The sequence below is a fragment of the Alienimonas californiensis genome (genome assembly GCF_007743815.1).
GTDB lineage: Bacteria > Planctomycetota > Planctomycetia > Planctomycetales > Planctomycetaceae > Alienimonas > Alienimonas californiensis.
This window is the reverse complement of record NZ_CP036265.1, coordinates 1,750,835-1,767,850: the sequence shown is the minus strand read 5'-3', so window position 1 is coordinate 1,767,850 and position 17,016 is coordinate 1,750,835. Positions and strand designations below refer to the sequence as shown.

Genomic DNA, 17,016 nt, shown 5'->3' with positions numbered 1-17,016 from the left:
CGCAATGCGAACCTTCCTCCCCCGCGGCGTTCGCCCCGGAACCGGCCCGCGGGCGCCCCCCCGGTCGCCCCAGTCGGCGCCGAACGGGACCGACGCGGCCCCTTCGCCTTCCCGTTGTCGCCGTGCCGCCGGGGGACCTACGATCGACCGCTCTCCCGTACTTCCCCTTCATCCAGAGCAGGCGGCCATGGCGTTCGGACCCGGGCTGATCCGCATCCCTATCCTGGCCCTCGCCGGGTTCGCCCTCTGTTTCACGGGGCTGGGGACCGAGGAACCGGCCGCCCGGGCCCAGGACGCGGCGGCCCAGGACTTGGCGGCTCCGGACGCCGCGGCCCCGGACGAACCGGCCCGCACCCCGCTGATCGCCCCCCGGCCCGCGGTTCGCCCCGCCGCGACGCCGCCCGTCCTCGCGGAGCCTGCCCCGGCCGACGCCCCGGTCAACGAACCCGCGGACGCCCCGATGCCGCCCCCGGCCGCGGCGCCGACGGTTCCCATGCTCGCGGAGGACCCCGCCGAAGACGCCCCCGCCGAGGCGGCCCCGGCCCCCGGTGAAACGCCAGCGGCGATGGCGGACGCGGCCCCGCAACCGCAGCCGGCAATGGAACCGGAGACGGCCCCGGCGATGGAACCGGAGCCGACCGAGACCGAGCCGGCCCCCGCCGAGATCGCCCCGGAAGTCGTCGAGGAGCGGCCGGCGGCGACGGAGGATCTGCTCACGCCGCCGGGGTTCCGGGCGGTGGCCTTCGCCGGGGACGACCTCGCCACGGACATCACCTGTCTGACGCACGACGCCGCCGGGAACGTGGTCGTCGCCGGGCCGGGCTTCGTCAAACGCCTGCTCGATACCGACGGCGACGGCGTCGCCGACGAGGCCCAGTTGTTCGCCGACGGCCCAAAGGACGCCGCGCAGGGGCTGTACTTCTACGGGAACGACCTGATGGCCGTCGGCGACGGCGGGCTGCTCCGCTACCGCGACTCCGACGGCGACGGCGTGTGGGACGGCCTCGGCAAGGTCGACGCCGAGGGCCGCCCGGCCCAGCCGCAGCGGTTCCTGAAATTCCCCACCGGCTCCGAACACGACGTCCACGCTGTCGTCCGCGGGCCGGACGGCTGGTGGTACCTCATCGCCGGCAACTACGCGGAGATCGGCTCCGACTACGTCACCCGCACCACCTCGCCGGTCCCCAAGACCGGCCCGCTGGCCCCGCGGGGCGGCGTGCTGATGCGGCTCGCCCCGGACCTGACCGGCGGGGAGATCGTCGCCCACGGCATGCGGAACGCCTACGACTTCGCCTTCGGGGCCAGCGGCGACGTCTTCACCTACGACAGCGACGGCGAACGCGAAGTCACCCTGCCCTGGTACCGCCCGACCCGCGTACTGGCGCTGGTCCCCGGCTCGCACGCCGGCTGGCTCAGCCGCAGCGTCAAACGCCCCTTCGACGCCCCCAGTATGCCGCCGGTCGTCTGCGAACTGGGCCGCGGCTCCCCCACCGCCGTCGTCTGCTACCGGCACACGGCCTTCCCGGAGGAACTGCGTGATTCGGTGATCGTCGCCGACTGGACCTTCGGCCGCGTCCTCGCCCTCCCGCTTGGAGAACAGGGCGCCGGCTACGACACGGAGCCCGTCAGCCTGATGACCAGCAGCGGCCTGGCCGGCTTCGCCCCCACCTCGATGAGCATCGGCCCGGCGGGCGACCTGTTCGTCTCCGTCGGCGGCCGCGGCACCCGCGGCGGGGTGTATCGCCTGATGTATGACGGCACGAAAAACCCTCTCGCTTCCCCTGCTTCGCCGTCGCCGCTAGGCGGCGCGCACCCTCTCGCAGGCGCGCCGCCTAACGGCGACGGCGAACCGGGGGAGCCGCAACCGGGGGCGCTCATGCAGGTCCTCACCGCTCCGCAGCCGCTCGCCTCCTGGAGCCGGGCGAAGTGGGAGCCGTTGGTGCGGGAACTGGGCCCGGGGCCGCTGCGGGCGGCGGCACTGGATCAGGCTCGGCCGGCCGCCCAGCGGGTGCGGGCGATCGAGATTCTGACCGAGAAATACGACGGCCTGCCGGCGAACGTGCTGTCGTTCTTCGCTGCCGACCCCGACCCCGCGGTGCGGGCGCGGGCCTGCTGGTCGCACGGCGTGCGGGAGCCCGACGCCCCGGACGCCGCGGCGCTGGCGCCGTTCCTCGCCGACGACTCCCCCCGCGTCCGCCGGGCCGCCCTGGAGGCGTTCGCCGGGATGACGGACTCCGGCAAGGCCGCCGTCGCCACCACGCTCGACGCCCTCGCGGCGAACCTCGGCCACCCGGACCGGCTGGTCCGCAGCGCCGCCCAGCGGGTCGTCGCCCGGCTGGCCGCCGCCGACCTCGCCCCGCTGGCCCGGGCCGCCCAGGGCCGGGGGGACGCCGCCCGCGTCGCCTTCGCCCTGGGCTACCTCGCCGCCTATCCCCGCTTCGACGACGCCGCGATCCGGCTGGGCCTGAACGCGCTCGAAGGGGACGCCGCCCCGGACGTCCGCCGCGACGCCGTCCGGCTCGTGCAAGTCGCCCTCGGCGATTACGGCCCGAACTATAATTATGCCCAGCAGGGCGACGGCTCCGCGTACGAGGGCTACACGGCCGGCTTCGACCTCGCCCCGCACGAGCGGGAACTCAACCTCGTCGTGCCCCGCCTCAGCGCCCTGCTGGCCCGGCGTCGGCAGGGGCGGGAGGAGGCGGCGGTCGATCATGAATTAGTCCGCGTCGCCGCGATGATCGCTCCCTATAACCCGGTGATCCTCGGCGAATTGACCGGCCGGCTGACGCTGGGCAGCGACCCGACCGAGGACCTGCACCACCTCTTCGCCGCGGCCCGGCTGCCGGTCGAACGCTCCCTGCCGCAGACCGAAGCGATCGCCGCCGCCCTCGTCCGCTTGGACGAGAAAGTCGCCGAACGCGGCCTGAACACCGACACGAACTGGGAACCCCGCCTGACCGAGCTGTACGACGAACTGTTCGAGAAAGACCCCCGGCTGGCCGCCGCTGTGGTCGAGCGGCCGGACCTCGGCCGGCCGGCCCATGTAGCGCTGCTGGCCCACGTGCCGGCGACCCTCGTCCCGCAGGCCCGCGCCCGCTTCGCCGCCGCGGCCCGCGAACCGGACTACGACTGGAGCGGCGACGTGGTGTTCCTGCTGGGCGAGGGCCCCGGCGGGGCGGAGCGGATTCGCCCCCTGTTCGAGGACCGCTCCGTCCGCGGTGCCGTGGTGATGAGCCTCGCCAATCGTCCCGGCGGCCCGGAGCCGGTCGACCGCCCGCGGTTCGTGGAGAGCCTGGACAACGGCGACCTCTCCGTCGTCGCCGCGGCGCTGGGGGCCTTGGAAAAGCTGCCCTCCTCCGGCGGTCTGGCCAACGCCGGGCGGCTGGCGGTCGAGGAGCACGCCGCCGAGACGGCCGCCCTGACGGCGCTGCTCCGCCGCCTGCCGGACGACGACCGCGGCCGCGAATTGAAGGCCCGCACGGTGACGCTGCTCCGCCGCAACACCGGCGAGACGGCCGGCTTCGCCGCCGCCGACCCCACCAGCCCCGCCGCCGCCTCCGGCTGGACGGAGTACGTCGCCGCCCGCTTCCCCAATTTGAACACTTCCGGCGGGGCGGCCGAATCGCTGGCCCGGCTGGAAACGATTGATTGGGACTCCGGCGACGCCGCCCGCGGCTCCGAGGTGTTCAAGGCCCGCGGCTGCGCGACCTGCCACGGCGGTCGGGGGGCGGTCGGCCCGGACCTCGCCGGCGCCGGCGCCCGCTACGGCCGCAAGGACCGCTGGACGGCGATCCTCGACCCCTCCCGCGACGTGCCCAGCCGCTATCGCACCGAATTGATCGTCACCGCCGACGGCCGCGTGCTGGAGGGTTTGCCGGTCTATCAGAGCGTGGACGGCGTCACCCTCCGCGACGGCCAGGGCCGCACCTGGCGGGTGGAGGCCGGCGACATCCTGGAACGCAGCACGGGGACGAACTCCCTGATGCCCGGCGCCGTGATGGACGACGCCACCGACCAGGACTGGGCCGACCTCGACGCCTACCTGCGGGGCCTCTGACGAGGCCGGTATTGAATGTGAGCCCGGAGCGCAAGCGAGGCGGGGACGGTCCCGACCCTCGCTTGCGCTTCGGGCTCACGACGCGTCCGCCGCCGCCTCCCCGCGGGTCTCCGCCTTCCACCAGAGCAGCGCGAGCAGCGACCCGCCCCCGCCGCAGGCGAACTTCAACACGCACAGCGGCCACGGCCGCCACCAGGCCCCGGTCTTCAATTCCCACACGTCCGAGGCCGCGAACGCCAGCAGCACGGCGACCAGCGCCCAACGGAATCCGCTCGCCCGCCGCGGCGTCGGCCGACAGCCCAGCGAGACCGCCACGACAGTCCAGAACACGGCCTCGAAGGCGTTATAAAGGTTGTGCGGCTCGTCCCAGTCGACGTCGGCGAGCCAGTCGGGCATGAGCTACTTGGGCAAAGCGGGGGCGGGGCGAACCCACTTTAGCGACCCCCGCCGCGGGCGTTGTCGCCGGGGCGGCGGCCGTCGGTACGATGCCCCGACGTGAACCGACCTGCTCGCCCGCTCCTTCCCCCGCTCCTGTGCGACGATTCATGCGTGGCTCCCTGAGGTTCCCCGTCCGCCCCGCCGCGTTCTTCGTCGCGATGCTGCCCGTCGCGCTGCTGGCGGCGCTCGTCGGCCGCCTCGACGCCCAGGACGCGGTGCCGGAGGAACAGCCGGCGCCCCAGCCCGTGTCGGTCTCGGTCGAGGGCGAAATCGGCCCGGAGGACGCCCCCGCGGCGGGGCGACTGACGACGGAGTTCTTCCGCTGTTACCCCTCGTTGATTGAGCGATTCGAACGCCCGGACCGGCCGGCGCCCCGGCACGTCACGATCGTTTTTAAACAGCAGCTCCGCGTGCCGGCGTATTGCACGGGCGACGAGATCACCGTCAGCGCGGCCTGGCTGCGGAGCAACCCGGACGATATCGCCCTGCTGACCCACGAGCTGACGCACGCCGTCCAGCAGTACCCCCGGGCCGGCCGCGGCTTCGACAAACCCGGTTGGCTGGTCGAGGGCATCGCCGACTACGCCCGCAAGGTCTACGGACCGGAGCGCCAGCCCGGCTGGCGCCTGCCCGAGCGGCTCAGCTCCCGCAATAATTACGACGACGGCTACCGCGTCAGCGCCCGCTTCCTGGAGTGGCTGGACGAGCGCACGCCGGGCGCCGTGGACAAGCTCCACGACGCCCTCAGCCGGGGCGAATATAAGGAAAGCCTGTTCGAGGAAGTCGCCGGCAAGCCCGTCGCGGACCTGTGGACCGAATGCGTCGCCGCCCTCTCCGCCGAAGCCCGCGAAGAGGACAGCTGACCGCCCCCGAGGCGATCGAACCCCAGGGCGGTTGCGACTCAGGAAGGAGACGCCGCCGCCCGACGCAGGGCCGCCGCGAAGTCCGCGACGGTCGGCCGGTCCACCGCCCGCACGGCGAGGGCCGCCGCGCACAGCGCCGCCAGTTCGCCCGGAACCCGCGGGTCGACGTGGAGAACTGACGGAACCGGCTCCCCCCGGGCGGCCCGGCCGGCCAGGACCGCGGCCGAGGCGCCGACTCGCGGCGGGCGGCCGGTCAGCAGGGCGAACAGCGTCGCCCCCAGCCCCCACACATCCGCCGCCGGACCGACAGGCCCCCAGCGGTGCGGATCGGCCTGCTCCGGAGCGCAGTACGCCGGACTGCCGAACGCCGCGGCGGGCGCCTCGTCAATCGGCGGCGGGGCGAAGTCCGTCAGGAGCGGCTCGGCGACAGCGGGGTTCGCGTCGCTCAGCAGCACGTTCGCCGGCTTCACGTCGCCGTGAATCACCCCCGCGGCGTGGCACCGGGCCAGCGTCTCCCCCAGCGCCGCGGCCCAACCGGCGGCGAGCGCCGGCTCGACCGGCCCGGCGTCGATCAACGCTTGCAGGTCCGGCCCGCCGACGAGGTCCAGCACGGCGAACCAGCCCCGGCCCGGCGTGCGGCCCACGCCCCGCACCGCCACGACGCCGCGCTCCCCGCCGTCGGCAAGGGCCGCGGCGGCCGCGGCGCCGCGGCGGAACCGACGCACGGCGGCGACGTCGCCGCTGAGTCCCTTTCGCAGATACTTCACCGCGACCTGCTCCCCGGTCGGCCGATACGTCGCCCGATAAACCTTGCCGGTCCCCCCGGCGCCGAGGAAGCCGGTCAGTAAATAATCGCTGTAGCGCTCGGCGGGGGGGAGGGAGAACGTCTCGAACCGGCCGCGGGCGACGGCCCGCAGCTTCGCCACGTCCCGGCGGACGGAGCGCGGCGTGCGGCCGACGTCGGCCGCGGCGGCGTTCGCCTCCCACCCCTCCGCCACCAGCCGGGCCGCGGGCCGCGCCGCCGCCGGCAGCTCCGCCAGCGCCCGGCTGAGTTCCTCCCGCCCCGCGAGCCGCTCCGACGCCGTGCCGGCCGCGCCCGCCGGGTCGAAGGCGTCCGGGGTTCGCTCCCGCCCGGCGTCCCGCTTGGCGGCCCCGTGCCGCCGGGCGAGTCGGCCGGCCTTGCGGACGACGATCTTCGCCAGCAACCTCCACGCGTCGCCGGGGCCGCGGGGCGTCAACCGCCCGGTCCGGGCGCCGAGAAACAGGCTGTTCCAGGCGGATTGGGTGACGTCCGCCGCATCAACCCGTCCCGCCAGGCGCCGCGGCAAACGGGAGCGGGCCAGCCGGGTCGCCCGGCCGGCGAGCCGCTCGTGCAGGGCGTTCGCCGCGGCCGAATCGCCGGTCGCCCCGGCGGCGAGCAGGTCGGCGGAGGGGGCGTCCGGCGGCATGTGAGGAATTTTTCGGCGGGCGTGTCCGCCGGCGGAGCCGTGCGGGCATCGGCACAGCGGGCCGACCGTCGGTCCGCCTGCATCCTAACCCCCGGAGCCTTTCCATGGCCTACGTCGTCACCGCCCCCTGCCACGGCTGCAAGGACACTGCCTGCGTGGCTGCCTGCCCCTGCGATTGTTTTCGGGAGGGGGCCGAGATGCTGTATATCGACCCGGACGAGTGCATCGACTGCGGCGCCTGCGTGCCGGAGTGCCCCGTCGAGGCGATCTTTTATGAAGACGACGTGCCGGCGGAATGGCGGGAGTTCGTTCAATTGAACGCCGAACTCGCCCCCCGCTGCCCGCCGCTGACTCAACCGCGGGCCGGGTGAGTGCCGCGGCGGGGGGTGGCGGGGGCGGGTCGGATCGGGGAGGATTGATGCCGGCGGGCTCCCGCCCGGTCGTTCGATCGCCTCCGAACCCTGCCCAAGGATTCACGGATGCTCCTCTCGCCGTTGCTGTGGGCCTCCCTGCTGGCGGTCGCCCCGCCGGCCGACGCCGCGAGCGTTCCAGACGCCCAACCCGACGCCGACGCCGCGGCGGACGTCCTCACGGTCACCGGCACGGCCCGCACCGCCGACGGGCAGCCGGCCGCCGGGGTGCGAGTGACGGTCGTGGGCTGGGCGCAGAACGACGGGCCGCCGCCGTCGGTCTCCGGGATGACGGACGCCGACGGCCGGTACGTCCTCCGCGGGCTGCCGCATCCGCACAGGCAACTCGTCTGGCTGGTCGCGGAGGGGCCAGACGGGGCCGTGGGAAACGCGCACGTGATTCTGCTGCCCGAAAGCGAGAGGAGGTTTGATTCGAAACTCGTCATGGCCCCCAGCGGGCGGCGGGCGCTGCGCTTCACCGACGCGGACGGCGCCCCCGTGGCGGGCGTCGTCCCGCGGTCGGTGACGGGCGGGGAGGGCATGGAGCGGTTCATCCTCCTGAAGGAGTGGGCCGCCGCCGCCGGGTCGGACTGGCCGGCCTCCGACGCCGACGGCCGGCTGACGACCCCCAACCTGCCCGTCGGCGAGGAACTCCGGGCGACCTTCGATCCGCCCGACCAGCACCGGCAGATCAGCGACGCGTTCGTCGTCCCCGCGGCGGACGTGGCGGCCGACCCGCACCCCGTCGTCGTGCGGCGGGCCGGGCTGTTCGAGGTGAGGGTCGTCCCCGGCGAGGGCGCCGCCCCGCTGCCCCGCGACGGCTACCGGGTGGAGGTCCGCGGCCACGGCCGGGTGACCGTCGATCCGCCGATCGACGAACGCCGCTCGCTGAATTTGAAGCCTGACGGGTCGGGCGTCCTCGTCCTGAAGGTCCCGGCGAGCGGGCCGGAGGTCGAGACGCCGGTCCAATACTGGCGGCCGGGCGCCACGAACGAGGCGTTGGAGCCGGAGGACTTCGGCGTCGAGGTGACCGTCACGCACCCGGACCTCATCTTCGCCCCGTCGTCCGTCACGGCCGTCCTGGACCCCGGTGAGCGGGAGGCGAAGCAGGTCAAGGCCCTGCGACGCGGGACCGTGACTGGCCGGCTGGTCGACCCCGCCACCGGCGAGCCGCGGGGCGGGCAGTCTGATCATTTCACGGTCGAGGCCTACATCCCCGCGACCGACGGGCGGCGCTATGTGGGCGCGGCGGGGCCGGGCTGGATGAGGGTCCGGGCGGAGCGCTCCCGGGCGACGGCCGAGGAGGACGGTCACTTCGCCGTGGACGTGCCGGTCGGGCGGGTGCGGCTGGTCGCCGAGGGCCGCGGCCGTTCTCCCCTGATCCCCACTTTGCTGGAGCGGGACGTGCCGCCCGGGGGGCTGGACCTGGGCGACGTGCCGCTGGCGTCGGCCCCGGAGCTGACGGGCACGGTGACGACCCCGGACGGCGAGCCGGTCCCCGGGGCGGTCGTGTGGACGACGGGCTCCAGCCTGCTCACGGCCCCGGCGACGGTTGCCGACGCCGAGGGCCGCTTCGCCCTGCAAACGCAGCCGCTCCGCTTCTTGCGGGAACAGGCCGTCCCGCCGGGGGAGTCGGTCGCCGTGGAAATCGTCGCGTTCGACCCGACGAGGCCGTTCGAAGGCACGGCGAAGGTCCGGATCGTCCCCGGCGCCACGCCGGAGCCGACGACCCTGCGGCTCGAACCGCAGCCGATCCTGCCGCCGCCCGACGCCACCGGCCACTGGTCCCAGCACGCCTTCTCCGGCCGCTTCTTCCAGGACGACCCGGTCCCCGAACTGCCGGCCGCGGAGGTCTTCGCCCCGGACGGCTCGCCGGCGGACGGCCCGGTGACGCTGGAGGCGTTGCGGGGGCAGTGGGTTCTGCTGAACTTCACCGCCACCGGGTCCTACCGCTGGGACGCCGCGGAGGCGGAGGTGCGGGCCGTCGGCCGGGCGTTCGCCGACCGGCTGACCGTCGTGAACGTGCATCACGCCTCGGACTCCGCGGACCGCATTGCCGAGGTCCTCGCGAAGCAACCCGCGGTCGGTCTGACGCTCCGCGACGCCGACGGCGCCGTGCAGCGGGCCTACGGCGTGCAGCGGATGCCCACCCGCATCCTGATCGACCCGGAGGGCCGGTTCCAACAGGTCTTCGCCTCGCAGCAGGAGGTCCCCGGCAACCTGCCGCGGGTCGTCCGCCAGTTCGTCCTCGCCCCCTGACGCGGCCGTTCCCGGCGGGCCGCTCTGCGCCGGGGGCGGCCCCGGGGGCGGACGGGGGGAGCCGGGGCCGTAGCATGGGACGTCCCCGCCCCGTCTCCCGCCCCCGCATCCCCGATGGACCTGCAACTCTCCGACAAGACCGCCCTCGTCACCGGCAGCACCGCCGGGATCGGCCGGGCGATCGCCGCCCGGCTGGCCCGGGAGGGGGCGACGACGATCATCAACGGCCGTTCGCAGGACTCCGTGGACGCCGCCGTCGACGAACTGACCGAACATACCGGCGGCACCGTCCTCGGGTTCGCCGGCGACCTCTCCACCGCCGCGGCCGCGGAGGAACTGTTCGACACCCACCCCGCCGTCGACGTCCTCATTAATAACCTCGGCATCTTCGAGGCGACGCCCTTCGAAAAAATCACCGACGACGACTGGACCCGGTTCTTTCAGGTGAACGTGCTCAGCGGGGTGCGGCTGGCCCGGCTGTATCTGCCCGGCATGCGGCGGAACGACTGGGGCCGCATTCTTTTCATCTCCAGCGAAAGCGGCGTCCAAATCCCCGCGGAGATGATTCATTACGGCATGACGAAGACGGCCCAGCTCGCCGTCTCCCGCGGCCTGGCGGAGATCGTCGCCGGCACGGGGATCACCGTGAACAGCGTGCTGCCCGGTCCGACGATGTCCCGCGGCGTGGAGGATTTCGTCGCCTCCCTGAGCGACGGCGAGGACAAATCCGAGGCGGAGGTCGAAAGAGAGTTCTTTGAAAAGAACCGGCCGACGTCCCTCATCAAACGCTTCGCCGAGCCGGCGGAGGTGGCCTCCTTGGTGGCGTATCTGGCCAGCCCCCTGGCCAGCGCCACCACCGGCGCCGCGGTGCGGGTCGACGGCGGGGTGGTGAAGAGTTGTTTTTGAACGGCGGCGCTAACCTGCCGGCATGGCGGACGAGTTCCCCCCGCAGTGCGTCGTGCTCGCCGGCCCGAACGGGGCCGGCAAGAGCACGGCGGCGGCCTATTTATTGCCGGACGCCCTGCGGCTGACGCGGTTCCTCAACGCCGACACCATCGCCCGCGGCCTGAGCGGCTTCGACCCGGACGCCGAAGCGTTCGCCGCCGGCCGCATTTTGCTGGAGGCGATGGACGAGTACGTCCGCGATCGGCTGGACTTCGCCGTCGAAACGACGCTCTCCGGCCGCACGCTGGCGAAGCGGCTGCAGGGGATGCGAGCGGCCGGATATCAGGTCACGCTGTTCTTCCTGTCGGTGCCGGCCGCGGAGTTTTCGATGGAACGCGTCTCGCGGCGGGTCGCCGCCGGGGGACACGACATCCCGCCGGAGACGCTGCGACGAAGGCACAACGCGACGATCCAGAACTTTTTCCGGCTGTACCGCCCCCTCGCGGACGACTGGACCCTGTACGATAATAGCGGCGCCGTTCCACTCGACCCGGTGGCCTCCGGGTCGGGCGAGGCGTCGCCGACCCTTTTCCGCTCGGATCTCTGGTATGCCCTCCGCGAACGGTACGACCTCCCTGAGCGGGACGACGAACGGCCGCCCGCGGCCGGTTGAGAACGGCCGGGTCGACGCCGGCGCCGTGATGCGGGATCAGTCGAAGGTCGCCGCGGCCGGCCTCGCCGCGACGGAGCACGCCCGGCGGGAGAGCCGCATGACCGGCATCCCGCTGGTGTTCTGGAAGGACGGCCGCTGCGTCTGGGAGGACGCCGACGGGAACGAGGTGCCGGAGCCGGACTGGGCGAAACGCTTCCGCGAAACCGGCGAAAAGCCGCCCGTGCTGCACCGGCGGGTGGGGTAGAAAACTTCAAGACCAAGAAATCAAGAACCAAGACGAGCGATCGGCGAATGCCGAGTTTGGTTCTTGATTTCTTGGTCTTGGAACTTCTCCGCCTATACCGCCTCCCCGCCGCAGACTTTGACGATTTCGCCGGTGACGTAGCCGCTGTCGGCGGCGCTGGCGAGGTAGACGTACGCCGGGGCGAGTTCCTCCGGTTGGGCGGGGCGGCCCATCGGGCTTTCTTTGGCGTAGGTCGCCATGCCCTCGGCGGGGCGGGCCTGGGCGTTCAGAGGGGTCCAGACCGGGCCGGGGGCCACCGCGTTTACCCGGATGCCCCGCTTCAGGAGTTGCTTGGAAAGACTCCAGGTCAGACTGTGCTCGGCGGCCTTGCTGGCGCCGTAGTCCGGGCCGCTGGCGAAGGGCATCATCCCGGCGATCGAGCCGGTGTTAATCACGCAGCCGCCGGTCTTTTCCAGGTGCTTCGCCGCCGCTTTGATCATGCGGAAGTAGCCGAAGACGTTTACCTTGAAGACCCGCTCGAACTGTTCGTCCGGCAGTTCCTCGATGCTGTCGGACATGAACATCACGGAGGCGTTATTGACGAGGATATCGAGCCCCCCCAGCCCGTCGACGGCGGTCTGCACGGCCTGTCGGCAGAACGGCTCCTCGGCCAGATCGCCGGGGATGAGGATGCACTGGCGGCCGATCGCCTCGACCTCGGCCTTCACCTCGTCGGCGTCGGACTGTTCCTGCGGGGTATAAACGATCGCCACGTCGGCCCCCTCCTTGGCGAACAGCGTGACCACCGCCCGGCCGATGCCGCTGTCCCCGCCGGTGACGAGGGCCTTTTTGCCTAGCAGCTTGTCGGCCGGTTTATAGGCGGACCCGGCGTGCCGGGGGCGGGGGGACATTTTCGAATCCAACCCCGGCCACTCCTGGTGCTGCGGTTCGAACGGCGGGGTGGGCTGATCGGTCGGGGTCATCGGGGCGGCTCGAAGGATGAATGATTGAACCGGCACCCTATCGCCGGGCGGCCGGATCGGCACCGGGGCGATCCGTAGGGGCGACAACGACGGGGCTCCCCTCGCCCCCCTTTTGGGGGAGAGGGGTCGGGGGTGAGGGGGCAGTGATTCCCGCATGCCGTTCACTGTCCGTCCGCTCGTCCGCCGGCCGGTCTGTCACGGCAGAGAACGGGAACGGGTGAACCGCTCGTCACCCTCACCCCCGGCCCCTCTCCCTCAAGGGAGAGGGGGGACGAACGCGCCGGCGTCACTCCGCCGTGATTTCCCAACGCCCCCACAGGGAGGGCTGCATCTCGGCTTCGCTGGGGACGTCGCTGGTGATGGCGGTCGCTTTGTTCGACCAGTAGACCCGCTGCACCGTCTCGCGGCCGTTGCCGCGGAGCAGGCCGAGGTCGCCGCGGTAGGTCTCGCCGGGCTGCGGGGTCCAGCCGAGCAGGTCCAGCGGAACCCGCACCTCAAAATTGCCGGCCCCGTCGTCGGCGAGGTCCACCGCGTCGCTGACGTCGGTCACCGCGTCCAGCGTGATCGTCCGCCACGGGCTGCTGAAGCCGACCGGCTCCGTCGTGCCGGACACCACGCCGCGGTACAGCACGGCCCGCGTCTCGCCCTCCACCCGGGTGACGAGTAACCGCAGATCGCCCTGTTTCACGGGGCGGTCGGCGGTCGGGTCGTCTTCGTTCGCGGCGGCGAGCATCAGGTCCAGCGCCCCGCCGGTTTTAAAGAGGGAGGTCGGCGAGCCGCCGGCGTTCTTCAACAGGTCCTTCTCGCCGGTGCGGTAGGCGGCGAACAGGGCGCCGTCGGCGAGGCGGACGGCGGCGTCGGCCTCGTAGGGGCGGGAATTGCTGTTGAAGTTCGCCTTGGTGCCGCGGCGGTCGATCACCGCCCACCGCGTCTCGGCGGGCCAGTCGGACAGGTCGCCGTCGACCCGCGGCGGCGTGGCGGAGAGCGGCACCGTCGCCACGGTGCGAATCGCCCCGGCCTGCCGGCGGCGTTCGTTCTCGGCGAACCACTCCCGGGCGGCGTTCAGGTCGTCAGGGGTGACCTCCAGCGTGGTCGCCGGCAGGCGGCGGATCGAATTGAGGCCGTCAATTCGCACCAGACTCGTGCGGGCGCCGTCGACGAGGTAGACGTGGCCGTCGGCGGTCTGGGTGACGCTGGGCCAGAAGTTTTCGTCGTGCAGGGAGACGTCGGTGACGTCCATCCCGCGGACGGCCTTGGGCATGCCCCACACCGGGCGGGTGCGGACGTCGTGGAACAGCGTGCCGACGAACAGCCCGTCGGCGGTGAAGGCGTAGGCGTTCCCCATATTGCCGTTGACGACGAACATCGGCTCGCCGTCCGGCTTCTCCGGCGTGGGGGGCGCGATCCAGCCGCCCAGCAGGCGGGTGTGGCCGATCACCATGCCGGGGCGGTCCGGCACGGCGGCCTCGTGGCTGGCGTGCAGGCCGGGCCACAGGCTGGGGTAGCTCCACATTGGCGTGCCGTCCTTCGCCCCGCCGAGGCCGTGGTTGGAGAACGGCGCCGGGGCGTTCGTGCAGATCGTCCAGGCATCGATTCCAGGCCGTCCCTGCATGGTGAGGGCCTGATCGCCGCCGCTGGAGGCCGGGCCCTGGGCGCCGTCGATCAGCACGATCGGCTCGTCGTCCCAGGAGGGCACGCCGGCGGCGTCGAGGCGGGCGGGGACCTTCACCACTTGGTCGTTCAATCGGGCGAAGACGGCGGCGAGGTCGTCGGCGATCGTCACGCCGCCGCATTGGCCGGGGCGGATTTCGACCTCCTCCGGCTGGGGGACGCCGTCGCCGCTGCGGTCGCTCCAACGGAACAGGGCGGAGTTTTGATGAGAGGGCCCCTGCGGATCGACGCCCTCCGGCCAGCGGGCCGCGAAGGGCTCGGTCTTCAACAGGTCCCAGTGCTGGGCGGAGCCGAGGCCGCCGACCGCCCGGACCTGCTGCGGTTCGTCCTTCCAGACGAACGCCGCCGGCCAGCCGCCGGTGGGGCTGGTCGTGTAGCAACTGGTGAAGTATCGCTCAGACGGGTCGCCGGTCGGGTAGAGCGGCGTGTCCGGCGAGAACGGGCCGTAGTGCGAGTGCATCCACTCCGGCGGGCGGTTAAAGACCCGCACCAATTGATCCTCGCCGGTCTCCCAGTCGAGGCGGAACTCCATCCCTTTGTAATAGAACCGGGATTTATCAAGCGGATCGAGCGTGCCGCCGCCGCCGTATTCGGTCGGGCCGTAGAAGGCTTGCACCAGCGCCGCGGCGCCGGGCTGATCGAAGCGGGGTTCCCACACGCTGACGCGTTTGGGCTGGAAGTCGCGTTCGGCGACCCAGACCCGGCCGCGGCTGTCCATGGCGAGGCCGTGGGGGTGGTTCATGTGCGTCGGATCGTACGGCCCGACGGCCGGGGCTCCCGGCGTGCCGATCGCTTTCAGGAAGGCGCCGTTCGGCCCGAACGCCTTCACCTGGTGGGCGGCGCCGAGGTCGCTGACGAGAATCCGCCCGGCGTCGTCGGTCGTGAGCATCCGCGGGTCCTCCAGCCCGTCCGCGCCCACGTCCTCCCACTTCACATCGGCGGCCTCGCCAGTCCAGGCGGACCGCAGCATGCGATCGCCGCCGAGCGCCAGCAGCCGGCCCTGTTCGTCAAAGCAGACGCCGCGGGGGGCCTTCAGCGGCACGGCGCCGGTTTGTTCTCCCGTGTTTAAATCGAAGACCCGCAATTCGTTCTGGCGGGGGAAGGAAAGAACCATCCGGCCGTCGCGGGCGGCGACGTCCATTAAGACGAACTCCTGCCGGCCGCCGTCGAAGCCTTTCAGCTCCTCGACGGCGGCGTCCTTCGCGTTCTGCTCTTTAATGAGCGGGTCGTCGCCGAGTTTTAACTTGACGACGTTGCGGTCGGCGAACGTCTTGGTTTTGGCGTCGATGGAGAGCACGCCCTCCCAGATGGAGGCGACGTAACACAGGTCGTCTGGAATGTGTTTCGGGCCGAGGTCGGTGGCGAGGGTGGGGGCCCCGACCCAGCTGCCGCCGACGTGGCCCTGCCCGCCGACCTTCACGCCGTCCTCGCGGACCCACTGCAACCCGTGGCCGCCCTCGGAAACGTAGGCCCCCAGGAAGATCAGCGGCTGCCCGTCGGCGGTGCGGGCGCCGGGCACGAAGGTCGCGGCGCCGGGCGGGGTGTGGTTCGTCATCCAGTAGCCGGTGTCGTCCGCGGTCCGCCACGGGGGTTTGCCGGCGCTGTAGACGCTCATTTCGTACTTCAACGCCAGCGGATCGCGGACCAGCCCGCGGACCGTATACGTCCCCGGGGCGACCGGGCGGACGGGGATGTGATAAAGGCCGTGCTCCGGGGCGTCGAGGTCGCGGGCCAGATCGTCGCTGCCGTCCCACCAGACGGTGTGCTCGCCGGCCTCGAAGGGGGTCTCGGCGACGAGGTTTCGCACCCGTCGGCCGGCTTCGTCTTCAATCACCAGCGTGACGACGCCGGGTTTCTTCAGGCTGAACCGCACGGGGATCGGCGGGCGGCTCTCCTCCGCCGGCGGGGGCAGGACCGACGACAGCGGGGCGTCGCCCAGCTCCGTCAGCGCCGCCAGTTCGCCCAGCCAGACGCGGCGGCCGTCGTTGATGTGCCGGTCCAGGTGGCCGTGCGTGCCGGTCGAGGGCGCCGTGATCCGCAGCCGCAGCGCCCGGGTTTCGACGGGGGCGTCGAAGGCGATCCAGTTCGGGCCGAGCGGCTTGGGGTAGAAGGCGTCGACGTCGTCGGCGCTGGCCACAGGACGCCAGAGGGCGTCGGCGGCGCCGTCGACCGGGTCGTGCGGGCCGCCGGCGAAGGCCTCCACCGTCACGGCCCCGAAGCCGGACCACAGCAGGGCCACGCCGTTCAATTGCACCGGTCGGGACCAGGCCGCGGTGAGGGTCTCCGGACGGTCGGCGCTGACGACGGGGTCGGCGTTGTTATTCAGTTCCGCGTTGGACCAGGCCCGCCAGTCGTTGTGCTGGCCGTCGAGGACCAACCCGGCGGCCTCCGGGCGGCCGTCCGCGGTGGCCGTGGCCTGCGGGGCGAGGTTCGTCACCCGTTCGGACAGGACGCAGGCCCCGCCCAGCCAGCCGGCGGGGTCGGTTTCGATCGGGCTGGCGACGCGCGTGAACCGCAGCGCCCGGGTCGTCGTGCCGGGGGGCAGGACCCACCAGGCGAAGGCGTCCCGCGTCGCCTCCGCGGTTCCCGCCGTGACCGCCGCCCCCTCGCCGGACCCGCCGGACCCGCCGTCCCCGGGGATCAGGCGTTCGGCGGGGACCCACTGGGCGTCGTCGGACAGGTCGCCGGGGTAGGGGGCGTCGGCCTTCAGCACGCTGAGGCGGCCCCCGCCGCGGGCCAGCACGGCACCCACGGCGACGGGTTCGTTCAGGCCGATCCGCAGGTGCCGCGACCCCGGGGTGAGTTGGCCGCCGAACGTCACGCCGCGCCAGTGCGGCTGGCCGTCACGAGTCCAGACGACGTCGGCAGGACCGTTCTGCCCCTCGCCGGGGGCGAGCGGCGTCTCGTCGCCGTCGACCCACTGGGCGAAGGCGGCCGCGTCGAGGGCGTCCCGGGTGATCGGGGTGACGAACGCCGCCGGCACCGGCGGCTCCGCGGCGCCCGTCGGGGCCGCGATCGCGGCGAGGCCGGCGCCGATCAGCCACGGGACTAGCGACTTCGACAGGAACAGGTTCGACACGGGACGCGACCGGCGCTGGGCGAGGAC

At 72.8% G+C, this 17,016-nt stretch carries 11 protein-coding genes; 7 read left to right on the top strand and 4 right to left on the bottom strand.

Going from position 1 to position 17,016, the window contains the following annotated elements; translation table 11 throughout:
• Positions 1-187: 187 nt before the first annotated feature.
• Positions 188-4,057 carry a DUF7133 domain-containing protein gene (locus CA12_RS06750; protein WP_145358095.1) on the top strand — a complete coding sequence of 1,290 codons (3,870 nt, stop codon included), beginning with the start codon at positions 188-190 and terminating at the stop codon, positions 4,055-4,057.
• 75 nt (positions 4,058-4,132) lie between these two features.
• On the opposite strand, the gene CA12_RS06745 is transcribed toward CA12_RS06750, so the two are convergent.
• Positions 4,133-4,453, bottom strand: coding sequence for a hypothetical protein (locus CA12_RS06745; RefSeq protein WP_145358094.1), 321 nt, complete (start codon positions 4,451-4,453; stop codon positions 4,133-4,135).
• Between the two features lie 149 nt (positions 4,454-4,602).
• On the opposite strand from CA12_RS06745, the gene CA12_RS06740 reads away from it, so the two are divergent.
• On the top strand, positions 4,603-5,358 hold the full coding sequence (locus tag CA12_RS06740; protein ID WP_165700597.1) for a basic secretory protein-like protein: 756 nt from the start codon (positions 4,603-4,605) through the stop codon (positions 5,356-5,358).
• Positions 5,359-5,396: 38 nt separating this feature from the next.
• On the opposite strand, the gene CA12_RS06735 is transcribed toward CA12_RS06740, so the two are convergent.
• On the bottom strand, positions 5,397-6,806 hold the full coding sequence (locus tag CA12_RS06735; protein ID WP_145358092.1) for a protein kinase domain-containing protein: 1,410 nt from the start codon (positions 6,804-6,806) through the stop codon (positions 5,397-5,399).
• Positions 6,807-6,910: 104 nt separating this feature from the next.
• Here CA12_RS06735 and CA12_RS06730 point away from each other — a divergent pair, with 104 nt between their 5' ends.
• From CA12_RS06730 to CA12_RS06710, 5 genes are all read left to right on the top strand, one after another.
• The gene (locus CA12_RS06730; RefSeq protein ID WP_145358091.1) at positions 6,911-7,177 is read left to right on the top strand and encodes an indolepyruvate ferredoxin oxidoreductase subunit alpha; all 267 of its coding nucleotides are present in this window, start codon (positions 6,911-6,913) and stop codon (positions 7,175-7,177) included.
• 108 nt (positions 7,178-7,285) lie between these two features.
• Entirely contained in the window at positions 7,286-9,475 is a 2,190-nt protein-coding gene (locus CA12_RS06725; RefSeq protein WP_145358090.1) for a redoxin domain-containing protein, read from the top strand.
• Between the two features lie 114 nt (positions 9,476-9,589).
• Positions 9,590-10,381: an SDR family NAD(P)-dependent oxidoreductase gene (locus tag CA12_RS06720; RefSeq protein WP_145358089.1), complete on the top strand. Its 792-nt coding sequence runs from the start codon at positions 9,590-9,592 to the stop codon at positions 10,379-10,381.
• 22 nt (positions 10,382-10,403) lie between these two features.
• Positions 10,404-11,033: a zeta toxin family protein gene (locus CA12_RS06715; RefSeq protein ID WP_145358088.1), complete on the top strand. Its 630-nt coding sequence runs from the start codon at positions 10,404-10,406 to the stop codon at positions 11,031-11,033.
• Positions 10,969-11,277, top strand: coding sequence for a hypothetical protein (locus CA12_RS06710; protein WP_145358087.1), 309 nt, complete (start codon positions 10,969-10,971; stop codon positions 11,275-11,277). The genes CA12_RS06715 and CA12_RS06710 overlap by 65 nt, the downstream gene beginning before the upstream one ends.
• A 92-nt stretch (positions 11,278-11,369) precedes the next feature.
• On the opposite strand, the gene CA12_RS06705 is transcribed toward CA12_RS06710, so the two are convergent.
• Complete coding sequence (locus tag CA12_RS06705) at positions 11,370-12,167, bottom strand: SDR family oxidoreductase (RefSeq protein ID WP_242688145.1); 798 nt, start codon at positions 12,165-12,167, stop codon at positions 11,370-11,372.
• Positions 12,168-12,525: 358 nt separating this feature from the next.
• A complete protein-coding gene (locus tag CA12_RS06700) occupies positions 12,526-16,989 on the bottom strand; it encodes a hypothetical protein (protein ID WP_145358085.1) in 4,464 nt (1,487 codons plus the stop codon).
• Positions 16,990-17,016 lie beyond the last annotated feature (27 nt).

What these genes read in the sequence shown, in the direction of transcription:
- CA12_RS06750 (WP_145358095.1), top strand. Translation starts at nt 188, where the DNA reads ATGGCGTTCGGACCCGGGCTGATCCGCATCCCTATCCTGGCCCTCGCC.
- CA12_RS06745 (WP_145358094.1), bottom strand. Translation starts at nt 4,453, where the DNA reads ATGCCCGACTGGCTCGCCGACGTCGACTGGGACGAGCCGCACAACCTT.
- CA12_RS06740 (WP_165700597.1), top strand. Translation starts at nt 4,603, where the DNA reads ATGCGTGGCTCCCTGAGGTTCCCCGTCCGCCCCGCCGCGTTCTTCGTC.
- CA12_RS06735 (WP_145358092.1), bottom strand. Translation starts at nt 6,806, where the DNA reads ATGCCGCCGGACGCCCCCTCCGCCGACCTGCTCGCCGCCGGGGCGACC.
- CA12_RS06730 (WP_145358091.1), top strand. Translation starts at nt 6,911, where the DNA reads ATGGCCTACGTCGTCACCGCCCCCTGCCACGGCTGCAAGGACACTGCC.
- CA12_RS06725 (WP_145358090.1), top strand. Translation starts at nt 7,286, where the DNA reads ATGCTCCTCTCGCCGTTGCTGTGGGCCTCCCTGCTGGCGGTCGCCCCG.
- CA12_RS06720 (WP_145358089.1), top strand. Translation starts at nt 9,590, where the DNA reads ATGGACCTGCAACTCTCCGACAAGACCGCCCTCGTCACCGGCAGCACC.
- CA12_RS06715 (WP_145358088.1), top strand. Translation starts at nt 10,404, where the DNA reads ATGGCGGACGAGTTCCCCCCGCAGTGCGTCGTGCTCGCCGGCCCGAAC.
- CA12_RS06710 (WP_145358087.1), top strand. Translation starts at nt 10,969, where the DNA reads ATGCCCTCCGCGAACGGTACGACCTCCCTGAGCGGGACGACGAACGGC.
- CA12_RS06705 (WP_242688145.1), bottom strand. Translation starts at nt 12,167, where the DNA reads ATGTCCCCCCGCCCCCGGCACGCCGGGTCCGCCTATAAACCGGCCGAC.